This is a genomic window from Microbacterium lemovicicum, assembly GCF_003991875.1.
In the GTDB taxonomy this organism is placed as follows: domain Bacteria; phylum Actinomycetota; class Actinomycetes; order Actinomycetales; family Microbacteriaceae; genus Microbacterium; species Microbacterium lemovicicum.
The window spans coordinates 1,184,679-1,201,998 of the sequence record NZ_CP031423.1 but is presented as its reverse complement, the minus strand read 5'-3'; the positions used below and the strand labels follow the sequence as shown (position 1 = coordinate 1,201,998).

The 17,320-nt window shown below is 65.7% G+C and carries 9 protein-coding genes, 3 rRNA genes and 1 pseudogene; all 13 read right to left on the bottom strand.

What is annotated here, in order from left to right:
* Window positions 1-6: 6 nt before the first annotated feature.
* Entirely contained in the window at window positions 7-615 is a 609-nt protein-coding gene (locus tag CVS47_RS05555; protein ID WP_127095202.1) for an NUDIX domain-containing protein, read from the bottom strand.
* Window positions 612-2,327: a CTP synthase gene (locus CVS47_RS05550; protein WP_127097213.1), complete on the bottom strand. Its 1,716-nt coding sequence runs from the start codon at window positions 2,325-2,327 to the stop codon at window positions 612-614. Before CVS47_RS05550 ends, CVS47_RS05555 begins: the two co-directional genes overlap by 4 nt.
* A gap of 47 nt (window positions 2,328-2,374) precedes the next feature.
* Window positions 2,375-4,072: a DNA repair protein RecN gene (gene recN, locus CVS47_RS05545; RefSeq protein ID WP_127095201.1), complete on the bottom strand. Its 1,698-nt coding sequence runs from the start codon at window positions 4,070-4,072 to the stop codon at window positions 2,375-2,377.
* Window positions 4,069-5,016 carry an NAD kinase gene (locus CVS47_RS05540; RefSeq protein ID WP_127095200.1) on the bottom strand — a complete coding sequence of 316 codons (948 nt, stop codon included), beginning with the start codon at window positions 5,014-5,016 and terminating at the stop codon, window positions 4,069-4,071. The genes recN and CVS47_RS05540 overlap by 4 nt, the downstream gene beginning before the upstream one ends.
* Window positions 5,013-5,822, bottom strand: coding sequence for a TlyA family RNA methyltransferase (locus tag CVS47_RS05535; RefSeq protein WP_127095199.1), 810 nt, complete (start codon window positions 5,820-5,822; stop codon window positions 5,013-5,015). The genes CVS47_RS05540 and CVS47_RS05535 overlap by 4 nt, the downstream gene beginning before the upstream one ends.
* Complete coding sequence (locus tag CVS47_RS16755) at window positions 5,819-5,968, bottom strand: hypothetical protein (RefSeq protein ID WP_164734610.1); 150 nt, start codon at window positions 5,966-5,968, stop codon at window positions 5,819-5,821. The genes CVS47_RS05535 and CVS47_RS16755 overlap by 4 nt, the downstream gene beginning before the upstream one ends.
* A gap of 17 nt (window positions 5,969-5,985) precedes the next feature.
* On the bottom strand, window positions 5,986-7,029 hold the full coding sequence (locus CVS47_RS05530) for an HAD-IIA family hydrolase (RefSeq protein WP_127095198.1): 1,044 nt from the start codon (window positions 7,027-7,029) through the stop codon (window positions 5,986-5,988).
* Window positions 7,029-8,060 carry a hypothetical protein gene (locus CVS47_RS05525; RefSeq protein WP_127095197.1) on the bottom strand — a complete coding sequence of 344 codons (1,032 nt, stop codon included), beginning with the start codon at window positions 8,058-8,060 and terminating at the stop codon, window positions 7,029-7,031. The genes CVS47_RS05530 and CVS47_RS05525 overlap by 1 nt, the downstream gene beginning before the upstream one ends.
* A gap of 1,312 nt (window positions 8,061-9,372) precedes the next feature.
* A 5S ribosomal RNA gene (rrf, locus tag CVS47_RS05520) occupies window positions 9,373-9,489 on the bottom strand.
* A gap of 103 nt (window positions 9,490-9,592) precedes the next feature.
* Window positions 9,593-12,702: ribosomal RNA gene (locus tag CVS47_RS05515) — 23S ribosomal RNA — on the bottom strand.
* A gap of 439 nt (window positions 12,703-13,141) precedes the next feature.
* Window positions 13,142-14,664 (bottom strand): 16S ribosomal RNA (locus CVS47_RS05505).
* The 16S, 23S and 5S rRNA genes sit together here, the layout of an rRNA operon.
* 457 nt (window positions 14,665-15,121) lie before the next feature.
* On the bottom strand, window positions 15,122-15,982 hold the full coding sequence (locus CVS47_RS05500; RefSeq protein ID WP_127095195.1) for a DUF4184 family protein: 861 nt from the start codon (window positions 15,980-15,982) through the stop codon (window positions 15,122-15,124).
* 5 nt (window positions 15,983-15,987) lie between these two features.
* Window positions 15,988-17,279 (bottom strand): annotated as a pseudogene (tyrS, locus tag CVS47_RS05495) (tyrosine--tRNA ligase).
* Window positions 17,280-17,320: the final 41 nt, after the last annotated feature.

Genomic DNA, 17,320 nt, shown 5'->3' with positions numbered 1-17,320 from the left:
GTGTGCCTAGCGGGCGTCGCGGCGCAGTCGCTCGGCGGCCGCCAGGACTCCCGTCGCGAGGATGCCGTTGCGCATCCGCCCGGCCAGCACGGCGTCGACGACCTCGGCCATCGGCACCCACTCGACCCGGATGTCGGCCTCCTCCGCCTCCCGCGCGTGGGCGGCATCGCGGGCGCTGATGCCGCGCGCGAGGAACAGGTGCACGACCTCGTCGTTGCCGCCCGGCGTGGTGAAGATGCTGATCAGCGGCTCCCACGACGACGCCGCGAGGTCGGCCTCCTCCTCCAGCTCGCGGACGGCGGCCGCCATCGGCGACTCCCCCTCCATGTCGAGCAGACCGGCTGGGATCTCCCAGTCGCGGTGGCGGATCGGATGCCGGTACTGCTGGATCAGCAGCACCCGGCCGTCGTCGTCCACGGCCACGATCGCCGCGGCGCCGGGGTGATCCACGTACTGGCGCACGAGCTCGTCGCCGTTGTAGCGGAAGGTGTCGGAGCGCACGTCCCAGACGCGGCCCTCGTAGACCAGTTCGCTGTCGACGATGTCGGGCTCGACCGGCTCGTCGTGGAGGGCGTCCGCCGCGGCATCCGTCCCGTCGTTTCGAACCTCGCTCATGCGGGGCTGCCGGCGAGGTCGTCCTCGGACTCGACGTCGTCGAAGAGCTCGCTGGCGCGGTGGCGCTCGAGCGCGGCGCCCACGAGGCCGCGGAAGAGCGGGTTCGCGTCGGTGGGACGCGAGCGCAGCTCCGGGTGCGCCTGCGTGGCGATGTAGTACGGGTGCACCTCACGGGGCAGCTCGATGTACTCGACGAGGTCGAGGTCGGGGTTGATGCCCGAGAACACCAGCCCGGCCTCCGCGATGCGGTCGCGATAGCGGTTGTTCACCTCGTAGCGGTGGCGGTGGCGCTCGGAGGCGGTGCGTCCGCCGTAGACCTCGGCCGCGATGGAGCCCTCGGCGAGATCGGCCGGGTACAGGCCGAGACGCATGGTGCCGCCGAGGTCGCCCTTCTCGAGGATGTCGACCTGCTCCTCCATCGTCGCGATGACCGGGTGCTCGGTGTCGGGGTCGAACTCGCTCGAGGACGCATCCTCGATGCCGGCGACGTGACGGGCGTACTCGATCACCATGCACTGCAGGCCGAGGCAGATGCCGAGCGTCGGGATGCCCTGCTCGCGGGCGAACCGCAGCGCGCCGATCTTGCCCTCGATGCCGCGGATGCCGAAGCCGCCGGGCACCACGATCCCGTCGAGTTCGCCGAGCGCCTTCTCGGCGCCCTCCGGCGTCTCGCAGAGGTCGGACGGGACCCAGCGGATGTTGACGTGCGTCTCCTGCGCGAAGCCGCCGGCCTTGAGCGCCTCCGTCACCGACAGGTAGGCGTCGGGCAGGTCGATGTACTTGCCGACCAGGCCGACGGTGACCTCGTGCTTGGGGTTGTGGACGGCCTTGAGCACCTTGCCCCAGCGGGTCCAGTCGACATCGCCCGCAGTGTCGAGACCGAGGGTCCGCACGATGTACGCGTCCAGGCCCTGGTCGTGGAGCATCGTGGGGATCTCGTAGATGCTGGGCACATCGACGGCGTTGACGACGGCACCCTCATCGACGTCGCACATCAGCGCGATCTTGCGCTTGTTGCTGTCGGTGACGGGGCGGTCGCTGCGCAGCACGAGCGCGTCGGGCTGGATGCCGATCGAGCGGAGCGCCGCGACGGAGTGCTGGGTGGGCTTGGTCTTCTGCTCGCCGGAGGCGCCCATGAACGGCACGAGCGACACGTGCACGAAGAACACGTTCTGACGGCCGAGCTCGTGACGGATCTGGCGGGCCGACTCGATGAACGGCTGCGACTCGATGTCGCCGACCGTGCCGCCGATCTCGGTGATGATCACGTCGGGGCGCGGCTCCTCCGTGGCCTGGAGGCGCATGCGGCGCTTGATCTCGTCGGTGATGTGCGGGATGACCTGCACGGTGTCGCCGAGGTACTCGCCGCGGCGCTCGCGCGCGATCACCTGCGAGTAGATCTGGCCGGTCGTGACGTTGGCCGCCTGGCTGAGCTCGATGTCGAGGAACCGCTCGTAGTGCCCGATGTCGAGGTCGGTCTCGGCCCCGTCGTCGGTGACGAACACCTCGCCGTGCTGGAACGGGTTCATCGTGCCCGGATCGACGTTGAGATACGGGTCGAGCTTCTGCATGACCACACGCAGTCCGCGGGCCGTCAGGAGGTTGCCGAGGCTTGCCGCAGTCAGGCCTTTGCCCAACGAGGAAACGACACCGCCGGTCACGAAGATGTGCCTGGTGGTGTCGTTCGATTGTCCCGGATCTGAAGTCTGCATCACGGGCTTCGAGCCTATCAGTCGAGGGTGGGAGGAATCCGTACGGTTCACGATACGGCGCGTGCGGTCTGGAGAAGCTCGCGGGCATGGAGGATCGCGGCATCCGAATCCGCCAGGCCCGACAGCAGGCGCGCCATCTCGTGCTCGCGCTCCGCGCCGTCGAGCCGTGTCACGCTCGACGCGGTCACCGAGCCGTCGTTCGCCTTCACGACGGTGAGGTGGTTGCCGGCGAATGCCGCGACCTGGGCGAGGTGCGTCACCGCGATGACCTGCGACGACTCCGCCAGCCGTGCCAGCCGTCGGCCGACCTCGATCGCGGCCGCCCCGCCGATGCCGGCGTCGACCTCGTCGAAGACGAACGTGGGCACGGGATCGGTCGCGGCGATGACCACCTCGATGGCGAGCATCACCCGGCTCAGCTCGCCGCCCGACGCCCCGCGCGAGACGGGACGGGGCGCCGCACCGGGGTGCGGAGCTAGCAGGATCGCGACGTCGTCGCGCCCGCTGGTGGACTCGGCGCCCGGCGACACCTCCACCGTCAGCGTCGCGTCGGGCATCGCGAGGGCGTGCAGCTCCTCGGTCACGTCGGTCGACAGCCGTGCGGCGGCGCGGGTGCGCGCGTCGGTGAGGGCGGCCGCGGCGGTGTCGAGGACGGATGCCGCGGCATCCCGCTCCTGTCGCAGGCGCTCGACGCGATCGCCGTCGTCGTCCAGGTCGGCCAGACGCAGCGACCCGGTGCGCAGCAGATCGATCGCGGCCTCGAGCGTGCCGTGGGCGCGGACGAGTCCGGCGATGACGGCACGGCGCTCTTCGACGGCGGCCAGCTCATGGGGACCCGACTCGTCGAGGTCGGCGAGATAGCCGGCCAGAGAGGCGGCGAGGTCGGTCGCGCGGTAGCCGAGTTCGGCCGCCTGCGCGGCCAGATCCTCGAGCGCGGTGTCGCTGGACGCGGCGCGCTCCAGAGCGCGGCGGGCCTCGGCGATGAGCCCGATCGCATCGGGCGCGTCGTCCTCGGCGGAGAGCACGTCGTGGGCGGTCGCGGCGGCGAGGCGCAGCTCCTCCGCGTTGGCGAGGCGCTCGGCACGCTGGGCGAGCTCGACGTCCTCCCCCGGCTGGGGCTCCGCGGCCTCGATGTCGGCGATCGCGGTGCGCAGCTCTGCGGCCTCCGCCGCGCGTGCGTCGCGGTCGCCCGTGAGCGCCGCCAGGTCACGCTCGACGGCGCGCCAGGCCTCGTAGGCCGCGCGGTACGCCGTCAGCGCGGCGGCCACCGGCTCGCCGCCGAAGCGGTCGAGGGCCTCGCGCTGGGCGGCTGCGGACTTCAGCCGCAACTGGTCGGACTGCCCATGCACGACCACCAGCTGATCGGCGATGTCGGCCAGCACGCCGGCCGGCGCCGCACGACCGCCGACGGTGGCGCGGCTGCGGCCCTCGCTCGAGATGGTGCGCCCGACGAAGAGCTCCGCTCGCCCCGCGCCGACCTGCTCGACATCGCCGCCGGCCTCGCGGACCCGGTCGACGACGGGGCCCTCGTCGGGCACGATCCAGACGCCGTCGACGGATGCCTGAGCCGCTCCGGCCCGCACGGCGCCCGAGTCGGCGCGCTGACCCATCAGGAGGCTGAGGCCGGTGACGACCATGGTCTTGCCGGCGCCCGTCTCACCCGTGATCGCCGTGAACCCGGGACCCATGGGGAGCGTCGCCTCCGCGATCACTCCGAGATCGCGAAGGCGCATCTCCTCGATCACAGCTGCTCCGGATGGATGATCGCGCCGGTCGGCGGGAGGACCGGGCCGCGCCACCCCTCGACGGGCAGACGGAACTTCCGCACGAGGCGGTCGGTGAACGCGGCGGGGTGCAGCCGAGCGAGACGCACCGGTCGATCGGACCTGCGCACGACGACGCGGGCGCCCGGGGGCAGCTCGTGCGAGCGCCGACCGTCGCACCACAGGATGCCGGTCCCGTTCGTGCGCTCGAGGACCTCGATCGCGACCGCGGCCTCCGGGCCCACGACCAGCGGACGGGCGAACAGCGCGTGCGCCGACAGCGGGACGACGGCGATCGCCTCGACCGTCGGCCAGATCACCGGTCCGCCCGCGGAGAAGTTGTAGGCCGTCGACCCGGTCGGCGACGCCACCACGACGCCGTCGCAGCCGAAGCTGGACAGCGGGCGGCCGTCGACCTCCATGACCACCTCGAGCATGCGCTCGCGGCTGGCCTTCTCGACGGTCGCCTCGTTGAGCGCCCACGTCTCGTAGATCACGGCGTCTTCGGAGTCCTTGACCCGCACCTGGAGCGTGAGTCGCTCCTCGACGCCGTAGTCGCGCTCGATGACGTGGCGCACAGCGTCGTCCATGTCGTCGCGTTCGATCTCGGCGAGGAACCCGACGTGGCCCATGTTGATGCCCAGGACGGGCGCGGTGCCGTCGCGGACGATCTCGGCCGCCCGCAGGATCGTGCCGTCGCCACCGAGGACGATGGCCAGCTCGATGTCGGCGACCGAGACGTCGTCGCCGAGCGTCAGGACGTCGGGGAGGTCGCCGAGCGCGGCGATCAGCTCCGCCCGGTCATCGGCGGTGACGACGGGGCGCGCACCGGCGGAGGACAGGGCGTCGAGGACGCGCTGGGCAGCCTCGACCGTGTCGTCGCGGCGGGCGTGCGCGACGACGAGGATGTACCGCTCGTCGATCATCGCTCTCCTGCCAATCGGCTGACCGTGCTCAACCATTCTGTCGGATTGGTCCCCCGGTCAGCCGCGAAGTGGACGACGAACTCGGCATTGCCGTGCGTGCCGACCAGTGGGGAGGAGATGACTCCGAGCGTGCGGAGGCCGACGTCCCAGGCAGCCCAGAGCACGCCGGTCACCGCGTCGGCGCGGAGTCCGGCATCCGTCACGAGACCACCGCGCACCGCGGTGCGGCCGACCTCGAACTGCGGCTTGACCAGCAGCACGGCGTCGGCGCCGTCGGCCATCACGTCGCGGATCGGCCCGAGCACGTGGGTCAGGGAGATGAATGACAGGTCGGCCGTAACGACGTCGGGCGCCGCGTCGACGCGCGAGGCGGCGCGCAGTGTTTCGCGCGTGAGGTCGCGGGCGTTGAACCCCTCGATGACGATCACCCCCGGGTCGGAGGCGACCGATGCTGCGACCTGCCCGTGACCGACGTCCATAGCGACCACGGGCTCCGCCCCGCGCTCCCGCAGCACCTGGGTGAAGCCCCCGGTCGACGCTCCGAGATCGAGGGCCGTCCGACCGGCGACCACGACGTCGAAGGCATCGAGGCCGGCGATCAGCTTGTGCGCGGCACGGCTGACGTAGTGGTCCGCACCGGCGACCACGAGCACGCTCTCCTCCGTCACCGGCGCGGACGGCTTGACGACGCCGCGCCCGTCGACGGTCACCAGGCCTTCGGTGATCAGGGTGGCCGCATGCGTGCGCGACCGTGCCAGCCCGCGGCTCGCGAGGGCGGCGTCGAGTCGCTGAGATCCGGCGGTCACCGTGGCGGCGCGGACTCGAGCTGCTGGGCGAGCTCGTCGTGGAGCGCGGCGTACGCGTCGGCTCGAGCCGCCAGCGGCTGCTCCTCGATGACGCGCAGACGGCTGACCAGCTCGTGGGCTTCGTCCGGGGAGGGCGCATCGCTCATGCGCCCAGCGTACGCCGCTACGGCCGGTGGAACGGGTCGTGGTACAGGCGCTCCGGAACCCGGAAGCCGTAGATCGCGCGTCCACTCCCCCAGATCGCCGCAGCACCGGCACGGACGAGGTCGATCGGGCGATCCCCTTCGCTGACGATGCGGATGTCGGCGCCGTCGATCTGCACGGATGCGCCACGGACGGTGGTCACATCGCCGTCGGTGGTCGCCCGCGGATAGGGCTCGTGGAGTTCGCGGAGATCACCGACGATGAAGTCCGGGCGCGAGTCGGGCCCCGCCGCCAGCACGTGCTTGGGCCGGTCGATGCCCGTCAGGACGAGGACGGACGGAATGCCCGCCCGCCGCGCGCCGACGATGTCGGTGTCGAGACGGTCGCCGATGAAGAGCGGATGCTGCGCCCCGAACCGCGCCACCGCCTCTTCGAAGATGGGCGTCTCGGGCTTGCCGGCGACGACGGCGAGGCGGCCGACCGCCGTGTGGACCGCCGACACCAGCGTGCCGTTGCCCGGCGCGATGCCCCGGGCCTGCGGGATCGTCCAATCGGTGTTGGTCGCGATCCACGGGATGCCGCCCTCGTCCTCCGGCAGCGCGAGCGCGTACGCCGCCTCGGCCAGCTGCCCCCAGCCCACCTCGGGGGCGAAGCCCTGCACGACGGCCGCGGGCGCGTCGTCGGCGCTGCGGGTCACCGTGAAGCCCGCCTTCTCGACTTCGACGACGAGACCTTCACCGCCGACGACGAGGATGGTCGACCCGGCGGCGACGCGCGGCGCGAGGAGCCGCATCGCCGCCTGCGGGCTGGTCACGACATCCACGGGGCGGACGTCGAGCCCGAGCTCGGTCAGGTGAGCGGCCACCGACGCGTCGGTGCGCGACGCGTTGTTGGTGATGTACCCGAGCCGGCGCGTGCGTCCGGCGAGGTTCAGGCTCTCGACCGCATGGGGCAGCGCGCCGGGCCCGGCGTACACGACACCGTCGAGGTCCGCGAGCACCGCATCGATGCCGTCGAGCGGAGTCCCCTCCGCCGCGGACCTGCCCCGGGAGAACAACGCCATCAGTCGCGTCCGCCGTCCTCGGCCGGCTCGGCCTCGACGTCGGCCTCGGTCTCGGCTTCCGCTTCCCCGTCGGCGACGTCATGGCGCGGCTGCGAGGCGCCGCCCGTCGCATACTCTTCAGCGTCGAACGGAGCGTCATCAGAGCCGTCGCTCGTCGCGTCATCGGAGCTGTCCTCCGTCGCCTCGGAGTCCTCGTCCGACATATCGTCGGCGTCCTCGTCGGACGCCTCGTCGAAGTCCTCGTCCGACGCATCGTCGGCGTCCTCCTCGGACGCCTCGTCGAAGTCCTCGTCCGACGCCTCGTCGTCGTCGGCGTCGCCACCCGCGATGTCCTCGGCCTCGAAGACCTCCTCGACGACGACCACCTCGTCCGAGCCTTCGTCCTCGTTCAATCCGAGTGCGTCCTCGGCGACCTCGGCGCGGGCCCGCCACTGCTCCGCCTCGTCGCTGCGACCGAGCTCCTCGAGCACAGAAGCGCGCGCCGCGAACAGCGCCGGGCTCCACTCGAAGGCACGGTCGGGATCGAGCTCGGGGATGTCGAGCTCCGTGAGAGCGCGCTCCGGCTCGCCCAGGTCGAGACGTGCACCCGACATGGCGATGGCGAGTTCGACGCGCACCTGGGTGGGGAGCGTCGCGCGGTCGACGGATCGCCCGAGCTCGAGGGCGCGATCCGAGCGGCCGACCCCACGCTCGCTGTCGACCATGAGGGCGATCTGGTCGTCCTTACCGGAGATGCGACGGTAGGTGCGCAGCTCTCGCAGAGCCAGCGCGTAGTCGCCGATCGTGTACGCGGTGATCGCGAGCGTCTCGCGGACGATCGCGATCCGACCGGCCCGACGCGACGCCGAGACCGCGTGTGCGTGGGCAAGCGTGGGGTCGTCCTCGATCAGACGCGACGCCATCGCCAGATGGCGCGCCACCCACTCGGCGTTCTCCTTCGTGAGGGTCTTCAGCTCGTTCCGGGCGCCCTTGTCCAAGGAGTCGGGAGTGACGTCGTCGGGGAGCACCGGGTCATCGTGGAAAGACCGCACCGGACGAAGCTCGTCCTCCGGACGGTACTCGCGTTCACGACCGGCTCGGGGAGCGTGCGACCGGGCATGTCCGTCACGGGGAGGGTACGAGGTCCGCTCACCGTCACGAAGAGGGTAGGACTTCCGCTCACCATCACGGGGCGGGTACGACTTCCGCTCACCATCACGGGGAGGGGACGAACGACGCTCGCCATCCCGCGGCGGGTACGAATTCCGCTCGCCATCGCGAGCTGCGTACGGGCGGTTCCCGTCACGCTTCTCGTAGGGCTTACGGTCCCCCTCGCGCGGCGGGTACGACCGACGCTCGCCATCGCGGGGCGGGTACGAGTTCCGCTCACCGTCGCGGGGCGGGTAGGACTTCCGCTCACCATCACGGGGAGGGTACGAACGACGCTCGCCATCCCGCGGCGGGTAAGACTTCCGCTCACCATCACGGGGCGGGTACGAGTTCCGCTCACCATCACGGGGAGGGTACGAACGACGCTCGCCATCCCGCGGCGGGTAAGACTTCCGCTCACCATCACGGGGCGGGTACGACTTCCGCTCACCATCACGGGGCGGGTACGACTTCCGCTCACCATCACGAGCTGCGTACGGACGGTCGCCGTCACGCTTCTCGTAGGGCTTCCGGTTCCCATCACGGGGAGGGTACGACTTCCGCTCACCATCACGGGGAGGGTACGACTTCCGCTCACCATCGCGCGGCGGGTACGACTTCCGCTCACCGTCACGGGGCGGGTACGACTTCCGCTCACTGTCACGGGGCGGGTACGACTTCCGCTCACCGTCACGGGGCGGGTACGACTTCCGCTCACCATCGCGCGGCGGGTACGAACGACGCTCGCCATCACGAGCCGCATAGGGGCGGTCGCCGTCGCGCTTCTCATAAGGCTTGCGCTCACCATCACGGGGCGGGTACGACTTCCGCTCGCCATCACGAGGCGGGTACGACTTCCGCTCACCATCACGAGGCGGGTACGACTTCCGCTCACCATCACGAGGCGGGTACGACTTCCGCTCACCATCACGAGGCGGGTACGACTTCCGCTCACCATCACGAGGCGGGTACGACTTCCGCTCGCCATCACGAGGCGGGTACGACTTCCGCTCACCATCGCGGCCGGCACGTGCGCCGTTCGAGGCATCGCGTGCAGTGAAAGGACGTCTGCCACCTGCAGACCCGGGTCCTGAACGCCGTGCGCGATCGTCGCGCTGCTCGTCTTGGGCCATGGGGAACCGTCCTTTTCACTGTGAGGTTGTTAACGCGAAATGGCCACCCGCGGGGTGGCCATTTCGTGTTTTCAAAGAGGTTGTTCGGCGGTGTCCTACTCTCCCACAGGGTCCCCCCTGCAGTACCATCGGCGCTGAGAGGCTTAGCTTCCGGGTTCGGAATGTGACCGGGCGTTTCCCTCTCGCTATGGCCGCCGAAACACTTGTGATGTTTCAAATCGTGCACACAACAAAGAATGTTGGTGCGGTTCTCGACCGTACATCGAGAACCACTCAGTGGACGCAAGCACCATGAACGGTGTGTTATCAAGTCATCGGCTTATTAGTACCGGTCAGCTTCACGTGTTGCCACGCTTCCACATCCGGCCTATCAACCCAGTAGTCTGGCTGGGAGCCTCTCACCATAAATGGTATGGAAGTCTCATCTTGAGGCCGGCTTCCCGCTTAGATGCTTTCAGCGGTTATCCATCCCGAACGTAGCTAATCAGCGGTGCTCCTGGCGGAACAACTGACACACCAGAGGTTCGTCCAACCCGGTCCTCTCGTACTAGGGTCAGATCCTCTCAAACTTCCTGCGCGCGCAGCGGATAGGGACCGAACTGTCTCACGACGTTCTAAACCCAGCTCGCGTACCGCTTTAATGGGCGAACAGCCCAACCCTTGGGACCTACTCCAGCCCCAGGATGCGACGAGCCGACATCGAGGTGCCAAACCATGCCGTCGATATGGACTCTTGGGCAAGATCAGCCTGTTATCCCCGAGGTACCTTTTATCCGTTGAGCGACAGCGCTTCCACAAGCCACTGCCGGATCACTAGTCCCGACTTTCGTCCCTGCTCGACCTGTCAGTCTCACAGTCAAGCTCCCTTGTGCACTTACACTCGCCACCTGATTACCAACCAGGTTGAGGGAACCTTTGGGCGCCTCCGTTACTTTTTGGGAGGCAACCGCCCCAGTTAAACTACCCACCATGCACTGTCCCTGAACCGGATCACGGTTCGAAGTTAGATATCCAGAGTGACCAGAGTGGTATTTCAACAATGACTCCACATGAACTGGCGTCCACGCTTCAAAGTCTCCCACCTATCCTACACAAGCCACACCGAACACCAATACAAAGCTATAGTAAAGGTCACGGGGTCTTTCCGTCCTGCTGCGCGTAACGAGCATCTTTACTCGTAATGCAATTTCGCCGAGTTCGCGGTTGAGACAGTTGGGAAGTCGTTACGCCATTCGTGCAGGTCGGAACTTACCCGACAAGGAATTTCGCTACCTTAGGATGGTTATAGTTACCACCGCCGTTTACTGGGGCTTAAATTCTCAGCTTCGCCTTGCGGCTAACCGGTCCTCTTAACCTTCCAGCACCGGGCAGGCGTCAGTCCGTATACATCGTCTTGCGACTTGGCACGGACCTGTGTTTTTAGTAAACAGTCGCTACCCACTAGTCTCTGCGGCCACCACACCCTTTTCCAGGCAAGCTGGTATAAGTGGATGGCCCCCCTTCTCCCGAAGTTACGGGGGCATTTTGCCGAGTTCCTTAACCACGATTCTCTCGATCTCCTTAGTATTCTCTACCTGACCACCTGAGTCGGTTTGGGGTACGGGCGGCTTGAACCTCGCGTCGATGCTTTTCTTGGCAGCATAGGATCACCCACTTTTTATCCGCATCGTGTCTCAGCCTCAATGAGTGACGGATTTGCCTATCACTCGGCCTACGCACTTGCCCCGGGACAACCATCGCCCGGGATGGGCTACCTTCCTGCGTCACACCTGTTAATACGCTAACCGCACCAGCATGGGGTCGTGCGCTAGGCCCAACGCTCTCACCCCGAAGGGATCGATACACTGGGATTCAGGCACTTAGCACCACTGGATTAGCTTGGGCGGTTCTTCGCCGGTACGGGAATATCAACCCGTTGTCCATCGACTACGCCTGTCGGCCTCGCCTTAGGTCCCGACTTACCCAGGGAAGATTAGCTTGACCCTGGAACCCTTGGTCTTTCGGAGGACGTGTTTCTCACACGTCATTCGCTACTCATGCCTGCATTCTCACTCGTGTAGCCTCCACGGCTGGTTCACACCGCCGCTTCGCTGGCCACACGACGCTCTCCTACCCATCAACACGGCTGGACCACGAAGGCCTACCAAAAATGTCAATGCCACAACTTCGGTGACGTGCTTGAGCCCCGTTACATTGTCGGCGCGGAATCACTTGACCAGTGAGCTATTACGCACTCTTTCAAGGGTGGCTGCTTCTAAGCCAACCTCCTGGTTGTCTAAGCAACTCCACATCCTTTCCCACTTAGCACGCGCTTAGGGACCTTAGTTGGTGGTCTGGGTTGTTTCCCTCTCGACTATGAAGCTTATCCCCCACAGTCTCACTGCTGCGCTCTCACTTACCGGCATTCGGAGTTTGGCTGACGTCAGTAACCTTTTAGGGCCCATCGGCCATCCAGTAGCTCTACCTCCGGCAAGAAACACGCAACGCTGCACCTAAATGCATTTCGGAGAGAACCAGCTATCACGAAGTTTGATTGGCCTTTCACCCCTATCCACAGCTCATCCCCTCAGTTTTCAACCTAAGTGGGTTCGGTCCTCCACGACGTCTTACCGTCGCTTCAACCTGGCCATGGATAGATCACTTCGCTTCGGGTCTAGGACATGCGACTGAATCGCCCTATTCAGACTCGCTTTCGCTACGGCTACCCCACACGGGTTAACCTCGCCACATATCGCTAACTCGCAGGCTCATTCTTCAAAAGGCACGCTGTCACCCCTACTAGGGAGGCTCCAACGGTTTGTAAGCAAACGGTTTCAGGTACTATTTCACTCCCCTCCCGGGGTACTTTTCACCTTTCCCTCACGGTACTTGTCCGCTATCGGTCATCTGGGAGTATTTAGGCTTATCAGGTGGTCCTGACAGATTCACACGGGATTTCTCGGGCCCCGTGCTACTTGGGATACTCTTCACGCCAAGACAAGGCATTTCGACTACGGGGTTCACACCCTCTATGACCAGGCTTTCAATCCTGTTCGTCTATACCTTCTTGTCACGCCGGCTGCTCGGCAGAGCAGCCCAAAAAGTCCCACAACCCCGAATACGCAACTCCTGCCGGATATCACACGTACTCGGTTTAGCCTGTTCCGGTTTCGCTCGCCACTACTAACGGAATCGCGGTTGCTTTCTCTTCCTGTGGGTACTGAGATGTTTCACTTCCCCACGTTCCCTCTACCCGCCCTATATATTCAGGCGGGAGTCACTAGGTCGGCACGCCGCCCAGCGGGGTTTCCCCATTCGGACACCCTCGGATCACAGTGTGCTTATCCACTCCCCGAGGCTTATCGCAGATTGCTACGTCCTTCTTCGGCTCCAGATGCCAAGGCATTCACCGTTTGCTCTTAAAGACTTGAAATCACATGAGTTCATCAAAGAATCGGACCAGACCCGAAGGCCTGACTCGAAATTGACTAATGATCTTTAAGATCATCAAAACAAGACAACCCCGAAAGGTCATCTTGAAGATGCTCGCGTCCACTGTGTAGTTCTCAAAGTACGGGCGGTACCCCACCCCCACCACCGACCCGGTGACAGAAGGCAAGGCCCAGAGGAAAGAAGCAACCACCCCACAGGGCGATCACGACCGGTCCCTCAGGACCCAACAGCGTGCATGTGCCACCCCGACCACCCCGAACCTTTCCCACCGCAAGCGGCGTACTCAGCCCGGAACAACCCGAACAGCACCTCGTCATATGTTCCACCCATGAGCTACCAGCGAGAACATTCGTCTCGATCTGGCGCCTGGACAACCACACGACCCCCGAAGAGGACGCCGGCTGCCAGAAGCTCCTTAGAAAGGAGGTGATCCAGCCGCACCTTCCGGTACGGCTACCTTGTTACGACTTAGTCCTAATTACCGATCCCACCTTCGACGGCTCCCTCCACAAGGGTTGGGCCACCGGCTTCAGGTGTTACCGACTTTCATGACTTGACGGGCGGTGTGTACAAGACCCGGGAACGTATTCACCGCAGCGTTGCTGATCTGCGATTACTAGCGACTCCGACTTCATGAGGTCGAGTTGCAGACCTCAATCCGAACTGGGACCGGCTTTTTGGGATTCGCTCCACCTCACGGTATTGCAGCCCTTTGTACCGGCCATTGTAGCATGCGTGAAGCCCAAGACATAAGGGGCATGATGATTTGACGTCATCCCCACCTTCCTCCGAGTTGACCCCGGCAGTATCCCATGAGTTCCCACCATTACGTGCTGGCAACATAGAACGAGGGTTGCGCTCGTTGCGGGACTTAACCCAACATCTCACGACACGAGCTGACGACAACCATGCACCACCTGTTTACGAGTGTCCAAAGAGTTGACCATTTCTGGCCCGTTCTCGTATATGTCAAGCCTTGGTAAGGTTCTTCGCGTTGCATCGAATTAATCCGCATGCTCCGCCGCTTGTGCGGGTCCCCGTCAATTCCTTTGAGTTTTAGCCTTGCGGCCGTACTCCCCAGGCGGGGAACTTAATGCGTTAGCTGCGTCACGGAGACCGTGGAATGGCCCCCACAACTAGTTCCCAACGTTTACGGGGTGGACTACCAGGGTATCTAAGCCTGTTTGCTCCCCACCCTTTCGCTCCTCAGCGTCAGTTACGGCCCAGAGATCTGCCTTCGCCATCGGTGTTCCTCCTGATATCTGCGCATTCCACCGCTACACCAGGAATTCCAATCTCCCCTACCGCACTCTAGTCTGCCCGTACCCACTGCAGGCTGGAGGTTGAGCCTCCAGTTTTCACAGCAGACGCGACAAACCGCCTACGAGCTCTTTACGCCCAATAATTCCGGATAACGCTTGCGCCCTACGTATTACCGCGGCTGCTGGCACGTAGTTAGCCGGCGCTTTTTCTGCAAGTACCGTCACTTTCGCTTCTTCCTTGCTAAAAGAGGTTTACAACCCGAAGGCCGTCATCCCTCACGCGGCGTTGCTGCATCAGGCTTCCGCCCATTGTGCAATATTCCCCACTGCTGCCTCCCGTAGGAGTCTGGGCCGTGTCTCAGTCCCAGTGTGGCCGGTCACCCTCTCAGGCCGGCTACCCGTCGACGCCTTGGTGAGCCATTACCTCACCAACAAGCTGATAGGCCGCGAGCCCATCCCGAACCAAAAAATCTTTCCAACCACCAACCATGCGGCTGTGGTTCATATCCGGTATTAGACGCCGTTTCCAGCGCTTATCCCAGAGTCCGGGGCAGGTTGCTCACGTGTTACTCACCCGTTCGCCACTGATCCACCAAGCAAGCTTGGCTTCACCGTTCGACTTGCATGTGTTAAGCACGCCGCCAGCGTTCATCCTGAGCCAGGATCAAACTCTCCATAAAAAAATGATGCACGATCCCCACCGGAAAAAGGTGAAAGACCGCACGAGTTCAACCTGACCAAAAGAATGCCATCACTGACAATTCAATTAATCTCAAAGAAATCTCACCAACCAACCCAAAGGCTGATTGCGAGGTTCATTGGCATATGACAAGTGCACGCTGTTGAGTTCTCAAGGAACGGACGCACCCCCCGTCGACACTCGCGTGTCTGCCGGAAGGGCAACTTCACAAACCTACCCCCGATTGGACACGTCGATCTCTGCGACCGATCATGTGCTTCGAGAGGCGAACTGCTGCTCGCACTGCTCGGAGGGGGATTTCCATCGTAGACCCGGAGGCCTGCGATCCTCAAGTGGCCCGGCTGAAACCGTTCCGACGTGAGGGATGTTCGCCGACGTGAGGGGGTGAAGCTCTGAGCCTCTCGCAACCCTGTGGGGCGAACAAGTAATACGTTACGTCAGGCTCGGGGACTCGGCAAATCCGGCGACGTCCCGGGCGTGTCGGACGCGTCGCGGCGCTCCCTCGGTCGCTGTGCGGCACGGCGCACGACGATGACGGCGCACAGCAGGAGCGTCAGGGCGCCCCACGCCGCACACGCCGGCGGCAGCACCCGGTACGCGAGATGCGCGACGGTCCAGGTCGGCGAGAGCGGGCCGTACGCCACCAGGCCCACTCCCCACGCGAGGAGGAGCGCGGCGGGAAGGGAGAGCCACCAGATGACGCGCACGGTCGTCGGCAGCAGGCGCGCGGGCTCCCCACCGGGAGATCTCCTGTGCAGGACCGACACAGCGCAGATGGCGAGGACCACGAGCCCGAAGACGCTCGACCCGTGCTGCAGCCACTTGTAGCCCGTGAGAGGACCCCAGTCCTCGTCGAGCACGGGGAGTATCTCCGTGCCCCAGCGCCCCTCATGGGTGAACACGTCCCAGGCGATGTGGCTCGCCACCCCGAGGGCGAGCGAGACGAGGAGCAGGGCGGTCTGCGGGAGTCGGCGGCCCGTGGTGCCGCCGAAGGTCTGCTGCAGTGCCACGGCCGGGCTCGCATCCCATTCCGCGGGAATCCGACGGGCCACCTCGCGCGGCAGCAGCTCACGGACGGCCGGGCGCAGCAGGCAGCGCCAGACCAGCAGCAGCGCCAGCGCCACCAGCATCGTCACCGGCAGCCAGGACAGGCTGTGCGTGCGGCCGTAATCGATCCCCCACCCACGGAGGAACAGCGGGAGGTCGGGCGTCATCGCTCCGATCGCAATGGCCGCCGGCACGAGCGGCGTCCGCACGAACGGCAGCGCGACGACCGCGTGGCTGGCGGTGAAGGGCATGCTCGTCAGCTCGACGACACGAACACGCCGGCGAGCGTCTTCTTCCCGCGGCGCAGCACGGACACTCCGCCCGGCAGTGCTCCCGCGATGACGGCGTTCTCGTCATCGACCCGCTGTCCGTCCACGCTCACGCCGCCTTGGGCGACGGCGCGCCGCGCCTCCGACAGGCTCGCCGTCAGTCCCGTCGCGACGAGCGCCTGCACGACCGTCGTCGGCTCCGACACCCGGGTGTGCGGGAGCTCCTCCAGCGCGCTGCGGAGGGTCGCGGCATCCAGCGCCGTCAGATCCCCCTGCCCGAAGAGCGCCTCCGACGCCGCCAGGACGGATGCCGCGGCCTCCGGACCGTGGACGAACGCCGTCACCTCGCGGGCGAGCCTCTTCTGAGCCTCCCGGCGGAACGGCTCGGCGGCGACGAGCTGCCCGAGCTCCTCGATCTCCGCCTTGGGGAGGAACGTGAAGACCTTGAGTCGCGAGATCACGTCGGCGTCATCGGTGTTGAGCCAGAACTGGTACATCCGGTACGGGCTGCACATCGCAGCATCCAGCCAGATCGCATTGCCCTCGCTCTTGCCGAACTTCGTGCCGTCGCTGTTGGTGATCAGCGGTGTGCCGATGGCATGCACGGACACGCCCTCCACGCGGTGGATGAGATCGGTTCCGCTCGTGAGGTTGCCCCACTGGTCGCTGCCGCCGGTCTGCAGCATGCATCCGTACTGGCGATGCAGCTCGAGGTAGTCCAGGCCCTGCAGGATCTGGTAGCTGAACTCCGTGTAGCTGATGCCCGCCTCGGAGTTGAGGCGTGCGGCGACCGCGTCCTTGCGGATCATCGTGCCCACGCGGTAGTGCTTGCCGATCTCGCGCAGGAAGTCGATGGCGCTGAGCGGAGCGGTCCAGTCGAGGTTGTTGACCATCCGGGCGGCGTTCGGCCCATCGACGTCGAGGAAGCGCTCGCCTGCGCGCGCAGGTAGCCCACCCACTCCTCGACCGTCTCTCGCTCGTTCAGGGTGCGCTCGGCGGTCGGCCGGGGGTCGCCGATCAGACCCGTGGACCCGCCGACCAGACCGAGGGGGTGATGACCGGCGAGCTGCAGACGGCGCATGGTGAGCAGCTGCACCAGGTTTCCCAGGTGAAGGCTCGGGGCAGTCGGATCGAATCCGCAGTAGAACGAGATCGGCTCGCCGCCGAGCATGGTGCGCAGCGCCTGCTCGTCGGTGGACACCTGCACGAGGCCGCGCCAGACGAGCTCGTCCCAGACGTTGTCGAACGACGGATCGTTGGCGGGCGCGGTCGGGATCACTGCGGCTGACACGCGTCGAGGTTATCAGCGGCGCCCCGACC

Excerpts from the sequence above, each read along its gene's own strand:
- CVS47_RS05540 (WP_127095200.1), bottom strand. The coding sequence starts at position 5,016 with ATGATCGACGAGCGGTACATCCTCGTCGTCGCGCACGCCCGCCGCGAC.
- CVS47_RS05555 (WP_127095202.1), bottom strand. The coding sequence starts at position 615 with ATGAGCGAGGTTCGAAACGACGGGACGGATGCCGCGGCGGACGCCCTC.
- CVS47_RS16755 (WP_164734610.1), bottom strand. The coding sequence starts at position 5,968 with ATGAGCGATGCGCCCTCCCCGGACGAAGCCCACGAGCTGGTCAGCCGT.
- CVS47_RS05550 (WP_127097213.1), bottom strand. The coding sequence starts at position 2,327 with ATGCAGACTTCAGATCCGGGACAATCGAACGACACCACCAGGCACATC.
- CVS47_RS05530 (WP_127095198.1), bottom strand. The coding sequence starts at position 7,029 with ATGGCGTTGTTCTCCCGGGGCAGGTCCGCGGCGGAGGGGACTCCGCTC.
- CVS47_RS05500 (WP_127095195.1), bottom strand. The coding sequence starts at position 15,982 with ATGCCCTTCACCGCCAGCCACGCGGTCGTCGCGCTGCCGTTCGTGCGG.